At 61.1% G+C, this 19,989-nt stretch carries 18 protein-coding genes and 2 tRNA genes; 15 read left to right on the top strand and 5 right to left on the bottom strand.

Features of this window, described 5'->3' with window-relative positions:
* Positions 1 to 278 precede the first annotated feature (278 nt).
* Genes J2857_RS10115 through J2857_RS10100 form a run of 4 tightly spaced genes read left to right on the top strand, consistent with a single transcriptional unit; the run spans position 279 to position 4,570 of the window.
* On the top strand, positions 279 to 1,907 hold the full coding sequence (locus tag J2857_RS10115) for a GMC family oxidoreductase (protein WP_210009940.1): 1,629 nt from the start codon (positions 279 to 281) through the stop codon (positions 1,905 to 1,907).
* A gap of 54 nt (positions 1,908 to 1,961) precedes the next feature.
* A complete protein-coding gene (locus J2857_RS10110; protein ID WP_210009939.1) occupies positions 1,962 to 3,014 on the top strand; it encodes an amidohydrolase family protein in 1,053 nt (350 codons plus the stop codon).
* Between the two features lie 3 nt (positions 3,015 to 3,017).
* Positions 3,018 to 4,121, top strand: a complete 1,104-nt coding sequence (locus J2857_RS10105) for an amidohydrolase family protein (protein ID WP_210009938.1) — start codon at positions 3,018 to 3,020, stop codon at positions 4,119 to 4,121.
* Positions 4,118 to 4,570: a Rieske (2Fe-2S) protein gene (locus J2857_RS10100; protein WP_210009937.1), complete on the top strand. Its 453-nt coding sequence runs from the start codon at positions 4,118 to 4,120 to the stop codon at positions 4,568 to 4,570. Before J2857_RS10105 ends, J2857_RS10100 begins: the two co-directional genes overlap by 4 nt.
* Positions 4,571 to 4,762: 192 nt before the next feature.
* Here the strand turns inward: J2857_RS10100 and J2857_RS10095 are convergent.
* Positions 4,763 to 4,837: transfer RNA gene (locus J2857_RS10095), tRNA-Asn, on the bottom strand.
* A gap of 192 nt (positions 4,838 to 5,029) precedes the next feature.
* On the opposite strand from J2857_RS10095, the gene J2857_RS10090 reads away from it, so the two are divergent.
* The gene (locus J2857_RS10090; protein ID WP_245363241.1) at positions 5,030 to 5,284 is read left to right on the top strand and encodes a hypothetical protein; all 255 of its coding nucleotides are present in this window, start codon (positions 5,030 to 5,032) and stop codon (positions 5,282 to 5,284) included.
* A 10-nt stretch (positions 5,285 to 5,294) separates the two neighbouring features.
* On the opposite strand, the gene J2857_RS10085 is transcribed toward J2857_RS10090, so the two are convergent.
* Positions 5,295 to 5,951, bottom strand: coding sequence for an exopolysaccharide biosynthesis protein (locus tag J2857_RS10085; protein WP_210009935.1), 657 nt, complete (start codon positions 5,949 to 5,951; stop codon positions 5,295 to 5,297).
* Between the two features lie 539 nt (positions 5,952 to 6,490).
* Between J2857_RS10085 and J2857_RS10080 the strand changes: the two genes are divergently transcribed.
* Entirely contained in the window at positions 6,491 to 6,640 is a 150-nt protein-coding gene (locus J2857_RS10080) for a hypothetical protein (protein WP_210009934.1), read from the top strand.
* Between the two features lie 160 nt (positions 6,641 to 6,800).
* Here the strand turns inward: J2857_RS10080 and J2857_RS10075 are convergent, their stop codons facing one another.
* A complete protein-coding gene (locus J2857_RS10075) occupies positions 6,801 to 7,061 on the bottom strand; it encodes a DUF982 domain-containing protein (protein ID WP_210009933.1) in 261 nt (86 codons plus the stop codon).
* 269 nt (positions 7,062 to 7,330) lie between these two features.
* On the opposite strand from J2857_RS10075, the gene J2857_RS10070 reads away from it, so the two are divergent.
* The 7 genes from J2857_RS10070 to exoR all read left to right on the top strand — a co-directional run bounded on the left by J2857_RS10070 (position 7,331) and on the right by exoR (position 15,542).
* Positions 7,331 to 7,404, top strand: a tRNA-Cys gene (locus J2857_RS10070).
* 173 nt (positions 7,405 to 7,577) lie between these two features.
* Positions 7,578 to 7,775, top strand: coding sequence for a hypothetical protein (locus tag J2857_RS10065; protein WP_210009932.1), 198 nt, complete (start codon positions 7,578 to 7,580; stop codon positions 7,773 to 7,775).
* A 152-nt stretch (positions 7,776 to 7,927) separates the two neighbouring features.
* Positions 7,928 to 8,581, top strand: a complete 654-nt coding sequence (locus tag J2857_RS10060; RefSeq protein ID WP_210009931.1) for a protein-L-isoaspartate O-methyltransferase family protein — start codon at positions 7,928 to 7,930, stop codon at positions 8,579 to 8,581.
* Positions 8,582 to 8,851: 270 nt separating this feature from the next.
* Positions 8,852 to 9,775, top strand: a complete 924-nt coding sequence (locus J2857_RS10055; protein WP_210009930.1) for a PopZ family protein — start codon at positions 8,852 to 8,854, stop codon at positions 9,773 to 9,775.
* A 119-nt stretch (positions 9,776 to 9,894) separates the two neighbouring features.
* Entirely contained in the window at positions 9,895 to 12,726 is a 2,832-nt protein-coding gene (locus J2857_RS10050) for a valine--tRNA ligase (RefSeq protein WP_210009929.1), read from the top strand.
* A gap of 362 nt (positions 12,727 to 13,088) precedes the next feature.
* Entirely contained in the window at positions 13,089 to 14,234 is a 1,146-nt protein-coding gene (locus J2857_RS10045) for an OmpP1/FadL family transporter (RefSeq protein ID WP_210009928.1), read from the top strand.
* Between the two features lie 513 nt (positions 14,235 to 14,747).
* Positions 14,748 to 15,542, top strand: coding sequence for an exopolysaccharide production regulator ExoR (gene exoR / locus J2857_RS10040; protein WP_210009927.1), 795 nt, complete (start codon positions 14,748 to 14,750; stop codon positions 15,540 to 15,542).
* A 27-nt stretch (positions 15,543 to 15,569) separates the two neighbouring features.
* On the opposite strand, the gene xth is transcribed toward exoR, so the two are convergent.
* Both xth and erpA read right to left on the bottom strand, forming a co-directional pair.
* Positions 15,570 to 16,373, bottom strand: a complete 804-nt coding sequence (gene xth, locus J2857_RS10035) for an exodeoxyribonuclease III (protein ID WP_210009926.1) — start codon at positions 16,371 to 16,373, stop codon at positions 15,570 to 15,572.
* A gap of 84 nt (positions 16,374 to 16,457) precedes the next feature.
* Positions 16,458 to 16,787: an iron-sulfur cluster insertion protein ErpA gene (gene erpA / locus J2857_RS10030; RefSeq protein WP_037084555.1), complete on the bottom strand. Its 330-nt coding sequence runs from the start codon at positions 16,785 to 16,787 to the stop codon at positions 16,458 to 16,460.
* Positions 16,788 to 16,923: 136 nt separating this feature from the next.
* On the opposite strand from erpA, the gene J2857_RS10025 reads away from it, so the two are divergent.
* Both J2857_RS10025 and argS read left to right on the top strand, forming a co-directional pair.
* Positions 16,924 to 18,141 carry a deoxyguanosinetriphosphate triphosphohydrolase gene (locus tag J2857_RS10025; RefSeq protein WP_210009925.1) on the top strand — a complete coding sequence of 406 codons (1,218 nt, stop codon included), beginning with the start codon at positions 16,924 to 16,926 and terminating at the stop codon, positions 18,139 to 18,141.
* 62 nt (positions 18,142 to 18,203) lie between these two features.
* Positions 18,204 to 19,961: an arginine--tRNA ligase gene (argS, locus tag J2857_RS10020; RefSeq protein WP_210009924.1), complete on the top strand. Its 1,758-nt coding sequence runs from the start codon at positions 18,204 to 18,206 to the stop codon at positions 19,959 to 19,961.
* The last annotated feature ends 28 nt before the right edge of the window (positions 19,962 to 19,989 follow it).

The raw sequence follows: 19,989 nt of genomic DNA, 5'->3' as shown, positions 1-19,989 counted from the left end.
AAGACTGGTGATGCATACACAACGCCCGCAATCTGGCTTCCTCCTCCCGATTTGCGGCAGCCTGCCGTGGGTAAAACCTACAGCAGCAGGAGGCCGATGTATACTTTTGCATTCGTTTTTTGCAGCAAATGACTTCCTTCCCACCGGGCCATGTGCCATGGTTGTATGGGAGGCTGCGATGGCGCGGCCGCTGTGTCCTTTGCTCTTTCGGTGCCTGGTCCGGCGCCGTAACCGCGAGGCAGGCGGCGGTGCCGGTTGCGGGAAGTGGAGGAGAGACCATGGGTGCGTTCGAGCATTCCCGTACCTACGACTACGTCATCGTGGGCGGCGGCACGGCAGGCTGCGTTCTGGCCAACCGGCTGTCGGCGGATCCGACGGTCGAGGTACTGATGATCGAGGGCGGTGGCGAGGGGCGGGGTTTCTACGTCGACATGCCGCTTGGTCTCGCCTATCTCATCGGCAGGCCGCGATATGACTGGCTCTACAAGGGCGAACCGGAGCCCTATCTCGACGGACGCCGGCTGGCGCTGCCGCGCGGAAAAATGCTCGGGGGCAGTTCCGCGATCAACGGCCTGATCTATGTGCGCGGCCATGCCTACGACTACGACCAGTGGGCGCAGCTCGGCAATCGCGGCTGGTCGTGGGAAAGCGTGCTGCCCTATTTCAAGCGCTCCGAAACGTTCCATCGGGGCGATTCCGAGGCGCACGGCACCGAGGGCGAATGGGCGGTTTCCGATCCCAATGTGCGCTGGGAGGCCCTGGAAGCCTATCGCCGGGCGGCGATAGAGCAGGGTATCCCCGCTGCGGACGACTACAATTCCGGCGACAATGAAGGTGTCGCCTTCTTCGTCGCAACCATCAGGAATGGCGTGCGCCACTCCACCGCCCGCGCATTTCTCGATCCGGTCCGCAAACGCCGCAACCTGACCGTCGTCACCGGCGCACTGGTCGATCGCGTCACTTTCGACGGCAGCCGGGCGAGCGGTGTCGTGTTCAGCCTGGACGGCCAGGCCCATGAGGCGAAGGCCGGGCGGGAAGTCCTTTTGTGCGCAGGAGCCTATAGCTCGCCCGCCATTCTCGAACGCTCCGGCGTTGGCGCGCCGGACGTGCTTGCATCTGCCGGAATAGAGGTTCTTCACGCATTGCCGGGTGTCGGCGAAAACCTGCAGGACCACTGGCACATCAGGATACAGCACCGTCTTCACAACACCCACACGCTGAATACCCGCGCCGGCACGCGGCTTGGCCGGATGCTGCTGGGCATGCAGTATCTTGCGACCAAACGGGGGCCGCTCGGCGGTTCGCCGACGCTATTGGGCGTCTTCCTCAAAACCTCGCCGGATGCGCCGGCGCCGGAAATCCAGATCCATGTCTCCGGCTCCACCTCGCCGAGTTTCGGCGGCGCCATGCATCCGTTCCCGGGCATCACCTCGTCGGCCTGCATCCTCAGGCCGGAAAGCCGCGGCCATTGCCATGTCGCGGGGAGCGATCCTTCGGCCCAGCCGCGCATCCTGCATAATTTCCTGAAAGAGGAGGCCGACCGTGAAATCCTGATACGGTCGATCGAGGCTGTCCGGAGGATCGCCGCGAGCCCCGCCATGGCGCGCTTCGAGCCCGAGGAAATTGCGCCGACTGCAGCCGTGCAGTCCCACGACGACATGCTCGATTATGCGCGCCGGACCCTCAACACTACCTTCCACCCCGTCGGCACCTGCAAGATGGGGCGCGACCGCATGGCGGTGGTGGACGATCGGCTGAGAGTTCACGGCCTCACCGGCCTGCGCGTCGTCGATGCCTCGATCATGCCCACCATCGTATCCGGCAATACCCAGGCCCCGACCGTGATGATCGCAGAAAAGGCGGCGGATTTCATCCGCGAGGAAAAGATGGGCGCACAGGCGGCATGAGCCGGGCTCAGGAAAGCAGCACAGATGTCAACGATGAGCGAGACGCATACGAAAATGGCTAGATTCGAAACCGCCGGGGCGATCGATTGCGACGTCCATCCGCCGACACCGCGTCGTGCCGACCTGCTTCCATACCTCGACGACTACTGGCAGGAGATCGTGACTTCACGCGAAGTCGATGTGCTGGAGCTGATGGGGTACCCCGAGCGCACGCGTCCCTATATGCGGCCCGACTGGACGTGGAGCGGCGATCCGCTCGCGCAGATGCAGGAGAACCTGCTTGACCCGCTCGGCCTCGAAGGCGCCATCCTCAACGTGGTGTCAGGCGCTCACGCCCTGTTCGATCCCTACCTCGCAGCCGCCATATGCCGCGCCACCAACGACTGGCTCGCCGACAAATGGCTGAGCCGCGATAGCCGGCTGAGGGCATCGATGCTGGTGCCGTTCCAGAATGTCGAGGCCGCGGTCGAGGAGATCGAGCGCCGGGCCGACGACAAGCGTTTCGTGCAGGTCCTGACGCTTGCCATGACCGAGTTGCCGCTCGGCCGCCGCACCTATTGGCCGATCTACGAGGCGGCCGAGAAATACGGCCTGCCGATCGGCATCCACGCCGGATCGAACTTCCGCCACGCCCCGAGCCATAGCGGCTTCCACTCCTTCCTGATCGAGGACCATGTGGTGCAGCCGCAGGGTTTCTCCACCCAGGTCGCCAGCCTGATTTCCGAAGGCGTCTTCGTCAAATATCCGAAGCTGAAGGCGGTGATGATCGAATCCGGCGTTACCTGGATGCCGGCGCTGATGTGGCGCATGAGCAAGGACTGGCGCGGCACCCGCATCGAGGTGCCCTGGGTCAAGGACGCGCCGGCCGACATCATCAGGAGGCATATCCGCATGACGTCGCAGCCCTTCGACGGCCCTGACGATGTCGAGGACGTCGCCAAGACGCTCGACCATTTGCTCAGTGATGATATGCTGCTGTTCTCCTCGGACTATCCCCATTGGCATTTCGAGGGGCTGGACGTGCTGCCCGAGGGCCTGCCGGAAGCCAAGGTGAACAAAATCCTTCGCGACAACGTTCTCGCCACCTATCCGAGATTTGGAGGCTGATCCATGGAAACCCCAGTACTCGAACGTAGCTCCGAAAAATCCCAGATGCAGGGCGTGGTGGATTGCGACGTGCATCCGGCTTTCTCTCGGCCGGACCAGTTGCTCGACTACCTGCCCGAACGCTGGAAAACACATGTGCGGGATTTCGCGGTGCGCACGGCAAACCCCTTGCTCGGCACGCTGCCCTATCCACGCATGACGCCGGGCAACGGCATGCGCCGCGATTCCTGGCCACCGAACGGTGGCCCACCGGCGTCGGACCTTACCTTCCTGCGGGAACAATTGCTGGACCAGTGCAATATCGACTACGGCATCCTGCAGCCGCTCGCGGCCGGCAGCATGGCATTCAACCAGGAACTCGGCGCGGCGCTCTGCGCGGCCCTGAACGACTGGCAGATCGACAAGTTTGCGGGGCCGGAGCCGCGGCTGAAAGCCTCCATCTGCATCTCGCAGGAGGATGCGAAGGAATCGGTCGCCGAGATCGACCGGCGCGTCACGGACCGCCGCTTCGTGCAGATCGCCATGCCGCCGCGCACGATGGAGCCCTGCGGCCGCCGTCGCTACTGGCCTATCTACGAGGCGGCCGAGCATTACGGCCTGCCCATCGGCCTCCATACCAGCGCCTTCGGCTATCGCCCCAATACGCCGTCCGGCTGGAGTTCGTTTTATCTGGAAGAGCACTACGCAGCCTCCAACAGCCTGCAGACCGTGCTTTCCAGCATGATCCTCGAAGGCGTGTTCGAGCAGTTCCCGAAGCTGAAGATCGTCCTCGTAGAGGGCGGCTTCTCCTGGCTGCCGTCGCTCGTCTGGCGCCTCGACCGCGAGTGGAAGCGCATGCGCGACGAGGTTCCGCATGTAAAGCGCAAGCCGTCCGAATATGTGCGCGAGAATTTCTGGTACACGACGCAGCCGATCGAGGAGCCGGAGAACAACCGGCATCTCCTCGATATCTTGCGTTGGATCGGCACCGACCGGCTGATGTTCTCGACCGACTACCCGCACTGGGATTTCGACGATCCGCGCTTCGCGTTCAAGGTGCCGCTGACGCCGGCCGAGCGCTCCGCGATCTTCCGTGACAATGCGGTGGACTTGTTTGGCCTGAAATGAGCACGATAGAGAACCCGACCCGGGAAAAGCGCCCGGCCGCTCGCCACGTGGTCGCGCGCGCCGACGAGATCGTGCCGGGCGCTTCCAGGCTGGTCCATGTGGAAGGCCGGGACATCGCGATCTTCAATGTCGCGGGCGAGTTCATGGCCATCGCCAACCGCTGTCCGCACGAAGGGGCTGACCTGTGCAAGGGCAAGCTCGTCTCGCTCTTCGAGTCCGACGAGCCTGGAGTCGTCCGGCTCAGCCGTCACGGCGAGCTGGTGCGTTGCCCCTGGCACGGCTGGGAATTCGATCTGCGCTCGGGAAAATCCTGGTGCGACCCGGCGCGGACCAAGGTCAAAAGCTACGACGTTGCCGTGGAACACGGCGCCAGGCTCATCGAGGGTACCTATCGCGCGGAGGTCTTCAAGATCTCCGTCGATGACGACTATCTCGTCTTGGAACTCTGAGCGAACCGGGCACCGATTTGTTCGGCAGCCCGATTGCGATCGGGCCCTGAGTGGAATGCTGAAGAATCACGATCTCATCGAGGTCCGGACGCCGATACCGTGCGGGCCACTGTGGCAGCGACGGGGGTAGAAGCCGGAATTCACGGGCCGGAAACGACAAAAGCGCGCCAAAAAGCGCGCTTTTGTTGAAAATGGCTCCCCGGGCCGGATTCGAACCGGCGACCTGTCGATTAACAGTCGAATGCTCTACCGCTGAGCTACCAGGGATCATCCGCGAAGGGTCGCGGCGTGTGCGGCGGGTAATACAAATGCTTTTCGCTTTTGCCAAGCGGTTTTTGCAAAAAAATCAAACTTGATTGTTTTATCCCCGGTAAAGCCCCATTTCCCGGGCAAAGTTAGGTCTTTAACCGGTGAGGATAATCGAGAGTGGCAGGCGAACGGAAGCCGAAGCGATTTGGAATGGACCCGCAGAGCGGCAAGCTGGCGCTCGGCAGCGTACAGATTCCCATGCCGCGCTCGCGGATCGGCCGGGTCATCGTCGGTCTCGGCCTGATTTTCGGCGGTGTGCTCGGCTTCCTGCCGATCCTTGGCTTCTGGATGCTGCCGCTGGGCTTCCTGGTGCTCTCTCACGATCTGCCGTTCGTACGGCGCCAGCGGCGCCGTATCGCCCTCTGGTGGGCAAGGCGGCGGGGCCGCAAGGCCGAGCAGCGATAAGGCTGCCCGATCAGGCGAACATCGACGCGATACCCTGGCCGGCGCTGAACGCCAGGTAGGCAAGCACGGCGAAATAGATCACCGTCACGACGTTGAAGAGGTAGCCGCCGAGCACGACCAGCCCGTCGCGCTGGATCATGCCGGTCGACAGAAGGAGGATTGCGATCGCCGGCAGCGTGTTGGAGAAGGGCACCAGACCCAGTGGAAACATCAGGAGCACGCCGCCGACCGTGATCGCCAGGCCGTTCACCCGGTTGACGAGCCGCCCGGTGGTCAAGGCGGAGATGCGCGGCTTCAGGAACCGGTCCAGCCGCGAGACAATGCTGACGCCTTTTTCCAGCGCCGGCAGCAGTTTCTTCGTATCGAGCTCACGGTCGAGGATTTTCTTCGGCAGCCACGGCAGGCGGTTTGCGGTAATCGCCAGGCTGATCAGGATGATCGCCGCCCCGAACACGGTACTGACGCCGGGGATAGACACGGGGAGGAGGAAGGGCAGGGAGGCGACGGCGCAGATGAGCAACAGCCCTTGTTCGCCGACCGCATCCATCAACTGGCGCAGTGTCACCGACTGACCCGTGATGCCGTCGATGAGCTGGCGCAACGTGCCGCTCAGCGAAGTTGAGGTATCGTCGAATTCGATGCCTGCACTCACTCTTCGTTTCTCCATTCCGCTTCAATTGAGCGGCATGGATAGCAACAAACCGTGTCCTCGCAAAGGCGCGAGCCTCAACCTGCCGGAAACGTGAACGCCCGGCGTTCTCATGAAATCAAAAGGCTACGCGATCCGGCAGTCGGCTATCAGGACTGTGCCCAATAATCGTACGCTCCGCAGGCCAGCACGATCGCGAGGATCGCCAGTACCACAGGATTGAGCGTAGTGATGAATTCCAGATACTGCATCACGGTCTCCTCCTACCGCATGTTCGCCGCCCGGTGCTCCCCCACCCGACGACAACAGTATTTTAGCATAATCGCCGGGCTATCGCCACTTGAGTGTTGCCGCAGAGACTCTGGCGGATCGCTCCCCGAATCACTAGGATTGCTCCCGGGATTGAAGACGAGGGTGAACATGGGTCTGAGAGTGATCGAAGGCGGGCTTGCGGCCTGCGTGGCGAAGCCTGCCGATCTGGCCGAGGGCAACATGCCGAGCCGCGACGACGTGCTTCGCGAGGCCGAGCGGCGAATCCGGTCCACCGGATACGAGACTTGGCGCAATCGCGAAACATTGAAACCGGCATACCGGTGCCGCGCGAAATCCGTTATCTGGCCATGCAGATCGGTTTCGTGGCCGAAGCCATCGTCGGATTGGCCGACATTCCAGTTGATTATCGTTCCGACTTCTACTGGCCGGCGTAAGCGCCGCCGTGCGATCGGCGGGCTTAAAACAGCCCTACATGCAGAATGCCGGAAAGCGAACCAACGATTGCGCACGCCGCCGCGGCGTCAGAAACACCGAGTTTCATTTTGAACCATCGCCGGTCGAAGATTCCGCCTCATGACCCGCATCGGATCGAAGTCAGTTCAGCATCTTCGCTTCGATACTGGCGAGAACGAAGGTTTCCCGCACCTTTTCCAGGGGGAGCTTGCGCTGCAGGCAGGCGGCGCATTCCTTCAGGGCCTTGATGTAATAGGTGCCTTCGCGCACCGGCCAGCGCCAGTTCAGGTACTCCAGGGCTTCTTTTGGCCCGTGGATCGTTTCGGGGAAACCGTATCCAACGCGTACTCTAACTGGGGAACTCCACACGGCATCATCTGTTTCAGTTACGCTACTCGTCATGTCCACACCTTGCATTGCGGCGTGGAGAACTCATCCGGACGGATTTGGTTCCGCGAGTTTGGTGAATTTTTTATGAAACCCGCCCGGGACGCCGCCCGGCGCTCGTCCCGGCGTACGCCCGGCGCCGGGCTGGGACGCGATTATCGCCTGTCGGCGGTGGCCTTTTTCGCCTCGTGCAGGAAAAAAATGACAATCGGCCCAAACCCGCTTGCGCCGTTATTCGATTCGTTCTAAACGCCCGACACCACTCGCTCTTTATGCGTTCGGACGGCCTCGTGGCGGAGTGGTGACGCAGAGGACTGCAAATCCTTGCACCCGAGTTCGATTCTCGGCGAGGCCTCCAATTCCCCCTTCTTCCCGGACTGGTTCCTCAAATCCAAACGTGCTTTGATACCAAGCATTTACCACGCATTTTTGTGTGCGCTGCAACATGGTTAATTTTTTAACCTTCTCCTCCTAGGCTCGGAACAGAAAGGCCCGCTCAGCGATTATGGGGCGGAACGGAGGGAAGGCGTTATGACCATCAGGATAATCAACGTACACCGTCAGGCGACCAACGAGGTCGAAGGCACCGGCACATTCGCCGACGGCATGTTCCCGCTGACCTCCGCCGAGCAGTCTGCCTTCGACAAGGACCACAGCCTGCGCTCTTCCTATGGCCGGGACTACGTGACCATCCGCAAGCTGGAAGAAGCGCCGCCGGCCTACGCTTGAGCCTCGCCCCCACGGTTGAGCGGGAGGAGAGCGAGACGCTCTCCTCCGCTTTTTTGCTTCGAAAGCGGCCAGTGTCTTGAAAGCATGTCTTGCCGTCAGTAAGACGGTCATGCGTAGACCGGCGCATCGCCGGGTGATTTGGGGCGACTGAGATGATGGATTTCGAAGCAGCACGGACGAAGATGGTCGAAAATCAGATCCGCACCACCGATGTCACGTCGCATTCGGTTCTGCGGGCCTTTTACAATGTTCCGCGCGAAGCTTTCGTGCCGGCCAAGGCAAAGTCGCTCGCCTATATCGATACGGATATCGAGGTGGCTCCCCGCCGCTACCTGATGGAGGCTTCGCCGCTTGCCAAGCTGCTGCAGCTTGCCGCCATCACCAAGGATGACGTCGTGCTCGAAATCGGCACCGGCAGCGGTTATGCGACCGCCGTCCTGTCGCTGATCGCCGGCTCCGTTGTCTCGCTGGAGGCGGATGAGGCGCTGGCCTCGCAGGCAACCGAAACGCTGTCCGCGCTCGGCTATGACAATGTTGCAATCGTCAACGGCGAGCTCGAAAAGGGATTTGCCGCCGAGGCCCCTTATGATCTGGTCTTCATCAATGGCGCCGTCGAGGAAGTGCCATCCGCTCTTCTGGAACAGCTGCGCGATGGCGGTCGGTTGGTCGCGGTCGTCGGTTATGGCAATGCCGCCCAGGCAAAGGTGCTGGTGAAGGAGCAGGGTGCGATCTCCGAGAGCACCTATTTCAACGCCTCCGTGAAGCCGCTTCCGGGCTTCCGCAAGGCCAAGGAATTCGTGTTCTGATCGATCGGCGCGGTTCGAACGCCATGAACGACAAAGGGGCCTTGCGGCCCCTTTGTCGTTTCCGGCAGTGCTATCTGTTTATTTCACGCCAGTGTCACCTGTTTCCGGCAAGTGTGACTTACGGGATTCACAACGCCAACAAAACTGTGTATCGGTAGGAAGCCTGGGGCACTTGTCATTGTTTCCAGCCCCCCCAACACCTTAGAGTAACGTCGATTCGGTTCACCCTCCACGGGGCCGACTCGAGTGCCGGTAACAGCGGGGATGAAAATGGCTCAGCCAAATGTAGCGCGTGAACCCTCCATGGAAGAAATCTTGGCGTCCATTCGCCGGATCATTGAAAGCAATGAGCCGAATGCCGAGAACGCGCTCAGCGGCCAGCTCCCCCCCGTCTATGGCGACGATGAGATGGAAGACGGCGAAGAGACTGGCTTTGTTCCCGAGATGGCTGCCAATGACCGCGGCGCGCCATCGCGCAGCGAGCCGATGAACTACGCGCCAGGCTCGTCCGGACAGACGGCACAGCAGGATCGTACCCTGTCGCTCGCCGATGTCGCCGCAAGGGTCCGGGCCGCTTCGACCCGCCAGCAGGAGACCGGCGCGGTGCGCCTTTCGTCCGCCTCGACTGCGCCGGCTCCGTCCCCCTCGGCACAGAAGTCGTCTTCGCCCGCGGCTGTGACACGCCAGGAAGAACCGGCTCCGCTTCGTCCGCAGATGCCGCGCATGCCCGAATTCCGCGAACCGGTCGCCCATGCCGCCTCCGTCACGCAGGCCGCTCCGGTTTCCCAGCCGGTGGCACCACCACAGCCGGAGCCGGTTCAGCGCGTCATGATGCCGGTCTTCGACCCGCCGCTGTCGGCCCCGCTCAGAGCTGAAACGGCGGTTCGGCCGGAACCGAGGATTGAGCCGAAGCCTGAGCCGAAATTCGCCGCAGAACCGGCCCCGCGCAGCCTGCCGGCCAAGATCGAGGAGACCGCGAACCTGCTGTCCGCCGAGGCAGGCGCCCAGGTCGCAAAATCCTTCAGCGAGCTCGCCTCGGTGTTCAACGGCATGGAACGCCGCTCGCTCGAAGACATGGCCGGCGACATGCTGCGCCCGATGCTGCAGGAATGGCTTGACGACAACCTGCCGACGCTGGTCGAACGACTGGTGCGCGAGGAAATCGAGCGCGTGTCCCGCGGCACGCGCCGCTAAGCCGTTCCGAGGTCGACCAAGACGGCCGCTCCGGTGACGGGGCGGCTTTTTTATTGACTTGGAACACCCCATCCTATTTACACCCCGATAGCTCTCAAAGAACAAAAACGGGTCAGGAAATGCTCGAAAAGACCTATGATTCCGCAGAAGTAGAACCGAGGATCGCCAAGGCCTGGGACGAGGCCGACGCTTTCCGCGCCGGCGTCAATGCCAAGCCGGGCGCGGAACCCTTCACGATCGTGATCCCGCCGCCGAACGTGACCGGTTCGCTGCACATGGGCCACGCGCTCAACAACACGCTGCAGGACGTCATGATCCGCTTCGAGCGCATGCGCGGCAAGGACGTGTTGTGGCAGCCGGGCATGGACCATGCGGGCATCGCCACCCAGATGGTCGTCGAGCGCCAGTTGATGGAGCGCCAGCTTCCGGGCCGCCGCGAAATGGGCCGTGAGGCCTTCGTCGACAAGGTCTGGGAGTGGAAGGCGGAATCCGGCGGCCTGATCTTCAACCAGCTGAAGCGCCTCGGGGCCTCCTGCGACTGGTCGCGCGAACGTTTCACCATGGACGAGGGCCTGTCGGCCGCTGTCCTGGAGGTTTTCGTCACGCTCTACAAGCAGGGCCTGATCTACAAGGACAAGCGCCTCGTCAACTGGGACCCGAAGCTGCTGACGGCGATCTCCGACATGGAAGTCGAGCAGATCGAGGTGAAGGGCAATCTCTGGCATCTGCGCTACCCGCTGGAAGAGGGCGTCACCTATCAGTATCCGGTCACCTTCGATGAGGATGGCAATGCGACCGAATTCGAGACGCGTGACTATATCGTCGTCGCGACGACGCGTCCCGAAACCATGCTCGGCGATACAGGCATTGCGGTGAATCCGGATGACGATCGCTACAAATCGATCGTCGGCAAACATGTCATCCTGCCGATCGTCGGCCGCAGGATTCCGATCGTCGCGGACGAATACGCCGATCCGACGGCTGGTAGCGGTGCGGTCAAGATCACGCCGGCGCACGACTTCAACGACTTCGAAGTCGGCAAGCGTGCAGGCCTGCGCCGGATCAATATCCTCGATATCGACGGCACCGTCACCATCAAGGATAACGAGGATTTCCTCGAAGGCCTAGATAATCCGGCGGCACTGCATGGCGCCTGGGATCGGCTCGAAGGCCAGGATCGCTTCACGGCCCGCAAGATCATCGTCGAGATATTCGAGGAAGCAGGCCTGCTCGACAAGATCGAGCCGCACAAGCACATGGTGCCGCATGGCGACCGTGGCGGCGTGCCGATCGAACCGCGCCTCACCGAACAATGGTGGGTGGACAACAAGACGCTTGCCCAGCCGGCGATCGCCTCGGTTCGCGAAGGCCGCACCAAGTTCGTTCCGAAAAACTGGGAAAACACCTACTTCCAGTGGATGGAAAACATTCAGCCCTGGTGCATATCGCGCCAGCTGTGGTGGGGACACCAGATTCCGGCCTGGTATGGTCCGGACGGTCAGGTCTTCGTGGAAAAGACCGAGGAGGAGGCGCTGCAAGCCGCCATCCAGCACTATCTGTCGCATGAAGGACCGATGAAGGCCCTCGTTGAAGATCTTCTGGAGAATTTCAAGCCGGGCGAGATCCTCATCCGCGATGAAGACGTGCTCGACACCTGGTTCTCGTCGGCGCTCTGGCCGTTCTCGACGCTGGGATGGCCGGAAAACACCCCGGAACTCAAGCGGTATTATCCCACGAGCGTTCTCGTCACCGGTTTCGACATCATACCCTTCTGGGTCGTTCGCATGATGCAGATGGGCCTGCATTTCATGAAGGATGAGGACGGCAATCCGGTCGAACCCTTCCATACGATCTACATTCACGCGCTCGTTCGCGACAAGAACGGTCAGAAGATGTCGAAGTCGAAGGGCAACGTCATCGACCCGCTCGACCTGATCGACGAATACGGCGCCGACGCGCTACGTTTCACCCTGGCGATCATGGCTGCCCAGGGCCGCGACGTGAAGCTCGATCCGGCCCGCATCGCCGGTTACCGCAATTTCGGCACCAAGCTCTGGAACGCCACCCGCTTTGCCGAGATGAACGGTGTCAAGCGCGATCCGGCCTTCCTGCCGGAGGCGACGGCGCTCACCGTCAACCGCTGGATACTGACGGAGCTTTCCGAGACCATCCGCGACGTCACTGAGGCGATCGAGACCCAGCGGTTCAACGAGGCGGCGGGTTCGCTCTACCGTTTCGTCTGGAACCAGGTCTGCGATTGGTATCTGGAACTCCTGAAGCCGATTTTCGCGAGCGAGGACGAGAAGGCCAAGGCGGAGGCCCAGGCCTGTGCGGCCTACGTGCTGGAAGAAACCTACAAGCTCCTGCATCCGTTCATGCCGTTCATGACGGAAGAGCTCTGGGCCCATACCGAAACGCGCGACGGCCTGCTTTGCCACGCCGATTGGCCGGCGCCGGAATTCGCCGATCAGGCGGCTGCGGAAGAGATCAACTGGCTGGTCGACCTCGTCACCGGCCTGCGTTCGGCCCGCGCCGAGATGAACGTGCCGCCATCGGCCGTTGCGCCGCTGGTCGTCGTCGGCGCCAATGAGTTGACCCAGGCGCGTCTGCGCCGTCACGAGGCGGCCGTCCGCCGCCTTGCGCGCGTGGAGACCATCGAGCTTGCCGACGCAGCGCCGAAGGGTTCAGCCCAGATCGTCGTAGGCGAGGCAACAGCCTGCCTGCCGCTCGGCAATCTGATCGACCTCGTGGCCGAGAAGGCGCGCATCGAGAAGGCAGTCGGCAAGACTGAGGCCGAGATGGACCGTATCGGCAAGAAACTGGCCAACGAGAAGTTCGTCGCCAATGCCGATCCCGAGGTGGTTGCGGCAGAGCGCGAACGCTTCGCCGAACTGGAAGTTCAGATGGCGAACCTGAAGACCGCTCTCCTGCGCATCAGCGAAGCCGGCTGACCGTCTTTACCGTGACTCAGTGCGACAACGCGCCGCGCCGGAAACGGACGCGGCGCTTCCCGTTTTACAACCGTTTGTTGGCCGAAATTCCCGTGTGTGCAACTGCTAACCTGCAGAAAGCCGCATTGTTGCCGCATTGACACAGATGGGCAGCTGGAAATAATAAAATTCTAATTCTAACGATGGAATTAAGGGTAAAGGAGTAATTTTGTGCCGAAATCGGCACCGGAGCCCCGGTTCCTGGTTTGCTTACGTAAATCCGCGACACGTTTGCGCCGCGATACGCCGAAGAGCCGAAAGTTGTCAATCGGAGCGAACCATCTAGGGTGATTTCGGTCACTTACCAGGGAGTGGGAGATTTTATGGTAAGCAAAATAATTACGAGGGGCCTCCTAGCTCTTACCGCAGCTGGCTTTGGACAAACTCAGGCCCATGCAGGTGGTTTTTCGTGGGGCGAGGCGAGTACGGACATCCTCTACGAGAGGAGCAACGGCGCGGCCGAAGCCGGGGTAATCTATGTAAACCCGCATCGGAAATTCGACACGATTAACGGTGCAAGTTCTTCCGACAGCCATTTCTCCCAGGAGTACTTCATTCCTGATATCGCGGTCATGGGACGTCTGTCGGACATGTTCGCCTGCGCATTCACTTACACAAGACCGTTTGGCGGCGATTCGAAATACGGCGCTCAGGCCCAGGCTGCCGACGCGGCAGCGACGCCGCCCACCGCTTATAGCAGCAAGAAATTCCATACTAATGAGTATGGCGGCACGTGCGATGTCAGTTTCGAACTCGGTAAGGGGCGGCTGCATTTCATCGGCGGCGGTTTCATGCAGGATTTCGACTACGAAGCGGTTGCGAATATCGGAACGCTGAGGCTGCAGGACGATTCCGCATTCGGCTACCGATTGGGCATCGGTTATGACATCCCGGAATATGCGCTCCGGGCGCAGCTCATGTATCGGTCTGAAATCAAACATGAGGCCGATGGCGATTTCACGCGCAATCCGGCGGTGCTTCCCCTTTTTCCGGCAGTTGTTGATGCAAGCGGCTATGGCACTTTGCCCCAATCGCTGAAGCTCAATCTGCAAAGCGGCATTGCGCCCGGTTGGCTGGTCTACGGCTCTGTGGAGTGGACCGATTGGAGTGTCCTTAAGACCTTGAACTACAACATCAACATTCTGGGCGACCGTCAGGACGTCTATAATTGGCGTGACGGCTGGACCATTACGGGCGGCGTCGGCCACAAGTTCACCGACAAGATTGCCGGTACCCTGAATGTGCGCTGGGACAAGGGCGTGGGCAGCGGCGCAGACATCATGACCGACACTTGGACGGTCGGCGTCGGCGCGGCTATCGATTGTGGTCCGGGCCAGCTTCGAGTCGGTGGCGGCGTAAGCTATCTCACGTCCGGCAGCCAGTCGACCGCGAAGGGTGCAAGCTTCAACGCCACGGCGGATGGTGACTGGGCATATGCGCTGACCGCCAGCTACAATGTGAAGTTCTAAAATTCGAGATCAAATTCGGCGCCGGTGATGGATAGTGAACTATCCTGTCCGGCGCCGATTTTTTGTTGGTTGGGACGTTTCCCGCATCGTTATATGCGTTGGAATTCCCATTTTTGATTTCCTGTCTTGTGACGATTTAGCAACACTTTTTCGAGACTATTATCAGGGGCCTTGCGAGGGGCGTTTCTGTCCACTTCCCGCCACAAACGGGGAGCAGCGATAGAGGATGAACAGGCGCGGAACGCGGGGGCGGGGCGCGTAATTGGAGTATCATGGGCGGGTTTCTTTATGAAAAGCCGGGCTTTTTGCGCTCAGGCAGGCGGATTGTGATGCCGTCCTGTCCTGCCGCAATTGCTGCGGTTCTGGGTCCTAGTCTTGCCGAAAACGGCGGCTACAGTTTCATTCGTCTCTCGGGAGGAGCAGGCACGGGATATCCCCGGACGAACCTTTTTCCGGCAGCGGGCTATGCTCGGGCTGCGGCGGGTAGTCGCGCGCGGAGTGAAAGAAACTGAAATGCCGAAGTCTGAGATCGGATCCATGAGAGTATTGCTTCTTGGAGCGTCGCTCGCCTCGATTTTGGCGGGATCGGCGGCGGCCTTCGATATCAAGTCCGGCGTGACCAAGGAATCAGGTCCCTTCGACCTCTTCAAGTTCGGCTTCAAGGCCTATAAGAACGGCCAGAAGGAAGACGCGGTCGAAGCCTATCGCTACGCCGCCGAAAAAGGCCATACCGGTTCGCGCTGGGCGCTTGCCAATATGTACGCCTATGGCGACGGCGTCGCGAAGGACGATTTCGAGGCCTTCAAGATTTATAACGAGATCGCTGCACAGGGCGTGGAACCCGGTTCGGAGGATACTGGCTTCTTTATCAACGCGCTTCTGTCGCTCGCCAACTATTATCGCCGCGGCATTCCCGGCAGCCCGGTTAAGCCCGATCTGTCGCAGGCCCGCCAGCTCTATTTCCAGGCGGCATCCACATTCGGCGTGGCGGAGGCGCAGTTCCAGCTTGCCCGGATGATTCTCGCTGGCGAGGGCGGTACCGCCAATATCCAGCAGGCGAAGAAATGGCTGAACCAGGCCCGCAAGAGCGGCCATGCGGGCGCCATGTCGGTTTTCGGCAACGTTCTCTTCCAGGAAGGCCAGACGGTGCGGGGGCTGGCCTTCATGACGGCAGCACTCGACAAGTGCACCGCCAAGGAATGCATCTGGATGCAGCAATTGCAGGAACAGGCATTTTCCGTCGTCGGCGAAGAGGATCGCCGCGGCGCGGTCGCCCTGTCTCAGGAATTCGCCCGAGGCGTCGAATAACCGACGCCTCGCCGTTATTCTTGACGGTCAGCTAAAATCGAACACACCAATGACGGGGACGTGGTCCGACGGCTTTTCCCAGGCCCGGACATGTTTCTCGATCGCCGTGGACTTCAGCCTGTCGGCGGCTTCTGCCGATAACAGGAGATGGTCGATGCGGATGCCGTTGTTCTTCTGCCAGGCGCCGGCCTGGTAATCCCAGAACGAATAGAGCTTGGTCGCATCCGTCGTGGCGCGCACGGCATCGACGAGGCCGAGGTTTTCCAGGCGCCGGAAGGCGGCGCGGGTCTGCGGCAGGAAAAGCGCGTCCGTCGCCCACACCGCCGGGTCGAAGCAGTCGTGCGGCTCGGGAATGACATTGTAGTCGCCGGCTAGGATCAGTGGCTCTTCGAGGAGAAGGCAGTTCTGCGCATGCAGGCGCAGACGTTCCATCCAGGCGAGCTTGTAGGGGTATTTGACCGGATCGTCAGCGGGATTGCCGTTCGGCAGATAGATGGAGGCTACGCGGATCGCGCCGCCCGGTATCGAAAACACACCTTCGATATAACGCGACTGCTCGTCCGCCTGTCCGTCCGGGCCTTCACCGCCCGGCAGGCCGCGCATCACCTCGTCCGGCTTGCTCTTCGACAGCAAGGCGACGCCGTTGAACCCCTTCTGGCCGTGGGTCTCGACGTGATAGCCAAGCGCCTCGATCTCGAGCCGCGGGAAGGTTTCGTCGACGGACTTGATTTCCTGCAGGCAGACGATGTCCGGGGAGGAATCGGCCAGCCACTGGCGCAGGTTGTCGATCCGCGCCTTGACGCCGTTGATGTTCCAGGTGGCGATCTTCATCGGCCCTTGCCTCCCACTGTTCGCTTCCTCTTTTAGCGAAAGAGGAAGCGTTGGGAAGGGCGAAGTGCGTAGGAGCAGATGTTATCAGATCGAGAAACTGGTGCCGCAGCCGCAGCTGGCGACCGCGTTCGGGTTCTTGATCTGGAAGGACTGCCCGAGCAGGTTATCGACGAAGTCGATCTCGGAACCCGCCATGTAGACCAGCGAGAGGCTGTCGATCAGCACCTTGGCATCGCCATTGGCGATCACCACGTCGTCGTCTCCAGGTGCTTCGGCGAGATCGAACTTGTAGGAGAAGCCGGAACAGCCGCCGCCTTCGACCGAGACGCGCAGCGCCTGCTTGCCGGCTTCGTTGCCGACGATTTCGGCGATGCGCTTGGCCGCCGCATTCGATAGAGTTACATTGGTTTCCATATGATCCGCCTCCTGCCGGGTTCAAGGCCCGGAGAGATTCCTGTCACCGGCATTGCGCACAGCTTCACTATAGGTATGAAGACGTGAACGGCACGTCAATGGGCGGCAGGCTGCGGATGAACAAACAGGTGACGGCATGACGATCGATACCAGGGCGCTGGGTTTCGGCAGTGGCGAGCGGGCGGTCTATGCCGCCAATCCCTGGGCATCCCGAGGCCGGCTGTTTCCCGAGGAGGGCAGCCTGACGCGCTCCGAATTCCAGCGCGACCGCGACCGTATCGTCCACACGACCGCATTCCGGCGCCTGAAACACAAGACACAGGTCTTCATCAGCCCTGACGGTGACCATTACCGCACAAGGCTCACCCACACGGTCGAAGTGGCACAGATCGCCCGGGCGCTTGCCCGCGCCCTGAAGCTCGACGAGGATCTCGCCGAAGGCGTGGCGCTGGTCCACGACTTCGGTCACACGCCGTTCGGCCATACCGGCGAAGATGCGCTGGATGAAATGCTGAAGCCCTATGGCGGCTTCGACCACAACGCCCAGTCGCTGCGCATCGTCACCAAGCTGGAGCGCCGTTACGCGGATTTCGATGGGCTCAACTTGACCTGGGAAAGCCTGGAGGGCCTCGTCAAGCACAATGGCCCGCTCCTGACCCAGGCTGGTGAAGGGACGCGCGGACCGGTGCCTCAGCCGATCCGCGACTACTGCGAACTGCATGATCTGGAGCTCGCAAGCTATGCCAGCCTTGAGGCGCAGGTCGCGGCGATCGCCGACGATATTGCCTACAATACCCATGACATAGACGACGGCCTGCGCTCCGGCCTGCTGACCTTCGAGATGCTGGAGGAAGTCCCGTTCCTCGCCAGGCTGATGGCGGAGGTGAGGGCACGCTATCCGCATCTGGAGCCGAGCCGGTTTGCCCACGAGATCATGCGTCGGCAGATCACTCATATGGTCGAGGACGTCATCGACGTTGCACAGCACAATCTGAGCAAGGTGGAACCGCGGAGCGCCGACGACGTCCGTGCCGCGGGGCATGTCATCGCCACGTTCTCTGGGGAGATGGCCGAGACCGACCGTTGCATCAAGAAGCTGCTGTTCTCGCGCATTTACCGGCATCCGGACATCATGCGCATTCGCGCCGGCGCTTCCCAGATCGTCACGGATCTCTTCAGCGCCTATATGAACGATCCGTCGCTGATGCGCAGCCACTATTGGGTCAACCATATTGCCGGGCTCGGCGAGACGGCGAGGGCGCGCCACGTGGGCGATTATCTCGCGGGAATGACAGACACGTTTGCGATCAAGGCGCATGGGGAGCTGTTTGACCAGACTCCGGATTTGCGCTAGGCACCGCCACCAATGACACTGGCCAGCAAGGGTCCTCGGGCATGTCTCGGGGATGATTGAACATGAATCTTTTCGCCGACTTCGAAACAAGAATTAAGAACGCTTTGGAACACCTTGATATCGTCAAGGAAAAGCGAAGCGAGCTTGATTTCGGCCGTATCGCAGTTGAGCCGCCGCGGGATCAGAGCCACGGTGATGTGGCGACCAACGCCGCCATGGTTCTGGCAAAGCCGCTTGGCACCAATCCGCGTGCGCTTGCCGATATCATCGCCGAAGCGCTGCGCGCGGATACCGATGTCAGCGAGGTTTCTGTCGCCGGTCCCGGCTTCATCAACATCCGTCTTGGCGCCCCTTACTGGCAGCGCCTGCTCGCCTCGATGATTGCCGAGGGCACGGACTACGGCCGTTCCAAGGTGGGCGCAGAGAAAAAGGCGAATGTCGAATACGTCTCCGCCAACCCGACCGGCCCGATGCATGTCGGCCATTGCCGCGGTGCGGTGGTGGGTGATGCGCTAGCGAACCTGATGAAATTCGCCGGCTACGACGTGACCAAGGAATATTACATCAACGATGCCGGCAGCCAGATCGACGTCTTGGCCCGGTCCGTCTTCCTGCGTTATCGCGAGGCTCTTGGAGAGACGATCGGCGAAATTCCGTCGGGCCTTTATCCGGGCGACTACCTCGTGCCGGTCGGTCAGGCTCTCGCAGAGGAATACGGTCCGCGTCTGCACAACATGCCGGAAGACGCCTGGATGCCGATCGTCAAGGACAAGGCGATCGATGCGATGATGGCGCTGATCCGCGACGATCTGGAGGCCCTCAACGTCCATCACGACGTCTTCTATTCGGAGCGGGCATTGCATGCCAATGGCGCGCAGCGCATCCGCCAGGCGATCAATGATCTGACCTTCAAGGGCCACGTCTACAAGGGCACGCTGCCGCCGCCGAAGGGCCAGTTGCCGGAAGACTGGGAGGACCGGGAGCAGACGCTGTTCCGCTCCACCGACGTGGGCGACGATATGGATCGGCCGCTGATCAAGTCGGATGGCAGCTATACTTACTTTGCGGCCGACGTTGCCTACTTCAAGGACAAGTTCGATCGTGGTTACGACGAGATGATCTATGTGCTCGGCGCCGACCATGGCGGATACGTCAAGCGCCTGGAAGCCGTCGCACGCGCCGTCTCCGCCGGCAAAGCCAAGCTCACCGTGCTCCTCTGCCAGCTCGTCAAACTGTACCGGAATGGCGAGCCGGTGAAGATGTCGAAGCGTTCCGGCAACTTCGTGACCCTTCGCGAGGTGGTCGACGAGGTCGGCCGCGACGCGGTGCGCTTCATGATGCTCTACAGGAAGAGCTCGGAGCCGCTGGACTTCGACTTTGCCAAGGTGACCGAACAGTCGAAGGACAATCCGGTCTTCTACGTGCAGTATGCGCATGCGCGCTGCTCGTCGGTGTTCCGGCAGGCAAAGGAAGCCTTCCCGGGTCTCGATTTTGATTCGCTCGACCTCAAGGGCTCAAGCAGCCTGATCAACGATCCGAACGAGATGCAGCTGGTAGCCAAGCTTGCGGAATACCCCAGGATCATTGAGGCTGCGGCGCAGGCGCAGGAGCCGCACCGGCTTGCTTTTTACCTCTACGATCTGGCAAGTTTCTTCCATGCGCACTGGAATAAAGGTAAAGAACAACCGGAATTACGCTTTGTTAACGATAAAAACCGAGAATTGAGTATTGCCAGGCTTGGGCTGGTGCATGCTGTCGCCTCTGTTTTGAAGTCAGGACTTGCAATCACAGGCACTGCGGCACCGGAAGAAATGCGGTAGATATCGCCACCATTTCCCCACATTGCAC

The sequence above is a fragment of the Neorhizobium galegae genome, from assembly GCF_017877055.1.
Lineage (GTDB): Bacteria > Pseudomonadota > Alphaproteobacteria > Rhizobiales > Rhizobiaceae > Neorhizobium > Neorhizobium galegae_D.
Note: the sequence above shows the minus strand (reverse complement) of the source record. Positions and strands in the feature narration are given on the sequence as shown.